General features: G+C 53.0%; 3 protein-coding genes. All 3 read left to right on the forward strand.

Going from position 1 to position 4,030, the window contains the following annotated elements; translation table 11 throughout:
* A partial coding sequence (locus Q8Q83_RS03915) for an IS30 family transposase (protein WP_305621303.1) occupies positions 1-253 on the forward strand: 253 nt, incomplete at its 5' end.
* Positions 254-370: 117 nt separating this feature from the next.
* A complete protein-coding gene (locus Q8Q83_RS03920) occupies positions 371-1,087 on the forward strand; it encodes a hypothetical protein (RefSeq protein WP_305621305.1) in 717 nt (238 codons plus the stop codon).
* Positions 1,088-2,020: 933 nt separating this feature from the next.
* Positions 2,021-3,541 (forward strand): right-handed parallel beta-helix repeat-containing protein, encoded by a 1,521-nt coding sequence (locus Q8Q83_RS03925; RefSeq protein WP_305621307.1) that lies wholly within the window; start codon positions 2,021-2,023, stop codon positions 3,539-3,541.
* The last annotated feature ends 489 nt before the right edge of the window (positions 3,542-4,030 follow it).

The following is a 4,030-nucleotide window of genomic DNA, read 5'->3' on the forward strand; positions in this document are numbered from 1 at the left end:
GATATTCTTCTGCGACCCTCATAGCCCTTGGCAGCGCGGCAGCAACGAAAACATCAACGGCCTGATCCGCCAGTACCTGCCCAAGGGCACAGACCTGTCGGTTCACAGCCAGGAAGAGCTGGATGCCATCGCGCTGCAACTAAACATGCGTCCGCGTAAGCGCTTCGACTTCAAATGCCCTATCGAAGTCATGGGCGAGGTGATGCAGGAGGCTATGGCTATGCGGCATGATGCTCCAGCTTCAATTCAATAACCGTGTTGCACTCAGCTCCTGCAACCGCCCAGCTATTTGGCTTGATCAGACGGGAGGGTTCTGCACAAGAACCTTGCCAGAACAGCTCTGGTATTTCGTAAAAAACGCGGGGCAAACATGGACTTCACAGGTAACAGAGAATACGACTTGGGCCACCACTTGGCCGCGGGTAGGTACTGGCTTGAGAAGGTCGCTCCACCGCGAGGGGCAATTGCTATCTCGTACTGCGCCTTCGAATTTCGACTAGAAATTGAGCGGCTAGCTTTTCAGTACTGGCTCCAGGTGCATAAAGGTGAATACACCGAAGAACAATTGCTGCACGACATACGTGCGTTCAAGAGACTAGAAAAGAAGGTCTACGACCTTGGTGGAAAGCAGGACGAGATCAATCGGTACTTCGAGTTGGTGCGCATCTTCTTTGAAACACTTGAACTGCCCTGCGACTTTGTAACGCCAAACGTTGGAAAACTAAATAAGTATTGGCAGGCCTGCAGTGAATACTGCCACGTTGGGTGGTCCCTCCTTTGGGAGGATGAGGGGGCCGTGATTGCGGCCAGAGCTGAGTTAGGAGAGATTTCTAGTTATCTGGATAGCCAAATCCAAGGCCTTATTGGCTGGCCTGATCTGCCAGTTTCCAAATATGAAGAAAAAAACCAAGTAATTCGTGACTATATCGAGGGGAAATCCACCAAAGAGCAGGTGGTTGCTTTCGTGAAACAGCAGGGCCTTTGGGGGCGCATTGAGTATGCCGATGGTAGGCCGGCCAAGTTTGCAGGAAAGGCAGTTCACCCATCATCAGCGAGTAGCCCGGACAACCGCAACATCGGTGGATGAATAGAGCGTCATCCACCCCTACGCGGTGGTGCACTGTAAAGGGGACAGATTTATTTTCTACGTCGCCCTCTTCTACTGATTTCGGCTTTACGCCGAGTTACTTTCTCTTTGCTTGTGCAAAGAGAAAGTAACCAAAGAGAAAGCACACCCGACATCCGGGTCTGGCTGCGCCAGACTCCCCTCGCTCCGGCGCTGTTCCGAGGGTCGTCACGGTGGGCCATCCCTGGCCCATCGTTCCTCGTTTGGTATCCATGCCAAACGCCCCTCTCCACAGCACCTCCGCTCGGCCTCCTGACGGGATTCGGGGACCGCGTTGTTTGGGCGATGTCTGTATGACAGGGCAAAAGCTTTGTAGGGCGGGTGAAACCCGCCACAGCAAAAGACATGGCGGGTTTCACCCGCCCTACGAGCCTGTCACTTCGTAGGATGGGTTGAGCGCAGCGATACCCATCATGCAGACAATCAAACGGCGCAAAACCTGCGCCCCACATCGCAATGTCAGGCGACGCCAAACACCCCGTTCAGCAGGCCGAACGGAATCGTTGTGCAAGGGAGTGAGCCGCATGGATGCGGCGAGAGGCGTAAAGGGCCAGGGACGGCCCTTGTACGCCGGCCCCTGGAGCAATGATGGAGTGAGGGGAGTTTCGCGCAGCGAAATCCGGATGCCGGGGCGTGTTTCTTTTGCTTACTTTTCTTTGCACGAGCAAAGAAAAGTGAGGCGCCCGGGGGGGCGCAACACGCTCAACCAAACGCAGCCGATGCGGCGACAACCGCGACAAACAGCATGGGTATCGCTTCGCTCAACCCATCATTTTCCTAACGCTGCCGCACTTTCTCTGGCTGCAATCGGCAGGGTGGGTCAATATTCAATCAGCGCCAACACCCTGAGTTCAATTCACGAGTGAAAATCTAAAAAACCAAGGAATGGACAAAATGCTCAAAAAAATACTTGCAGCTCTTGCTATCTCAACCTCCCTCCAAGCCCACGCAGACATACAAACGGTCATATTCCCCTTTAATACGCCCGGCATCGGTGACGGCATCGTGGACACCTTAGAGGAGTTGGATTCCTGGCTACAGAAGCCCGAAAACTATCTAGGCGGTGATGTAACTATTAAGATAAAGCCTGGCATCTATAGTGATTCAGTCAGTTGGAATTTTTCCGCTGGCGAAAATAAATTATTGATAACCGCACAGGACACCAAAGACATCCCGACTTTCGACGCTTGCGTGACTACGCCTTGCAATGCGGGCCAGCTGAACGGTTATTTCTTTCGACTCGAACCTAGAGCCGGTCGCCTCAAGAACGTCACCATTCAGTACCTAAAAATTAAGAATTATGTCAACGGCATCTATCTAAACAAGGTTGATAACGTCAGCGTATTTAAGTCAACCTTCGAGCGTATAGGTTCGGCTTTCAATAAGAACATTCCATCAGTACTGATTGAAGGCAAGCCGGAACGCCGCCATAACGGCTACGCCGCGATCGCCAGCAACAACGCAACCAATCTGAGGATTGAATACAACACCATTCAGAACGCCTACAACGATGACAGACCACTGTTGATGCACGGGGTTTACCTGAAAGGAACCATCGACACCACGATCAAAAGCAATACTATGAACATGATTTCGAGCGACCCCATCCGTATTCGCAATTCCAGCGAACGAGTACTGGTGACCGCCAACAAAATCAGCAATAGCGGAATGGTTGCAGTATCGACCTTCGAAGACGACGGTGTGGAATGCCCGAGCTTTGCCATCGCCTCCACCGCCAACTCTTTTGGCATGATGTTTCCCTTTATCGAGATATACAGCCAACCTGGCTTCGATAACGCTTGGGCTAAAAAGGCTTACTTGAATGAAGGTCTTGTGCAAGGTCAGGGTTATAAAGTCACAGTAGACCCGCAACAGTCGCCAACTACTTGTGTACATCGCAATGTACTCAACAAGTGGGCGGTCTTCGACAGCCAAAGCAATACCTTCATCCTACCTGCCACCGATGCCAGGGTCATTCAATCCAGTAGTGGCGTACAACTCAGCGATTCTGCCGAAGACCCTTATGTGAGAATGGCTCCGGGCTCCGCCCTGGCATTTGACACCAATATGTTTTTCGTTGGTTGCAACAGCTCCATCGTCGATACCTGCGCAGATCAAAACACCCCATCGATAGCCGATGACCAAGACCTCTTCAACGCAGACGACAGCAACAAAGCTTACTACCTGAAGCTTGAGGTCAAGTCCGGCAATACGCCTAAACGCATCCGGTTTAGCGGGGGCGGCTATCTAGAAGAACCGATTGAAATCCCGACGAGCGCAACCACCGAGTGGGTTAGCCTCTCGTTACAGCTTCATCCTAAAGTAACAAACAGGGCCGAGGGGATTTTTACCGTCACCACTGAAAGCAACGAGTTATTGGTGCGATCGCTAAAAATTACCGAGATCGACAACTAACTCGTAGGATGAGTTGAGAACAGCGATACCCATCAAGCAAACGATCAAACGGCGCAAAGCCTGCGCCCCACCATCGCACTATCAGGCGCGCCATCTCCCCGTTCAGCAGGCCGAACGGAATCATTGTGCAAGGGAGTGAGCCGCATGGATGCGGCGAGAGGCGTAAAGGGCCAGGGACGGCCCTTGTACGCCGGTCCCTGGAGCAATGATGGAGTGAGGAAACGGAGCGAAGCGGAGTAACAGCCGCAGGCTGGCCCGAAGGGTGAGCGAAGCGAATCAAGTTTCGCGCAGCGAAACCCGGATGCCGGGGCGTGTTTCTTTTGCTTACTTTTCTTTGCACGAGCAAAGAAATCGGCATAGGAGGCGGCCATCTGGCCGCGCCCCTGCCACACCACCCGGCATGCGGGTCCGCACCGGGCGGTTCGAGAAGTTGAGGTCAGTAGAGTCGAGGTAGACCCAACCGGTCGAACCACGCCACCGTAAGCACTC

It is taken from the genome of Pseudomonas sp. (genome assembly GCF_030696055.1).
Lineage (GTDB): Bacteria > Pseudomonadota > Gammaproteobacteria > Pseudomonadales > Pseudomonadaceae > Aquipseudomonas.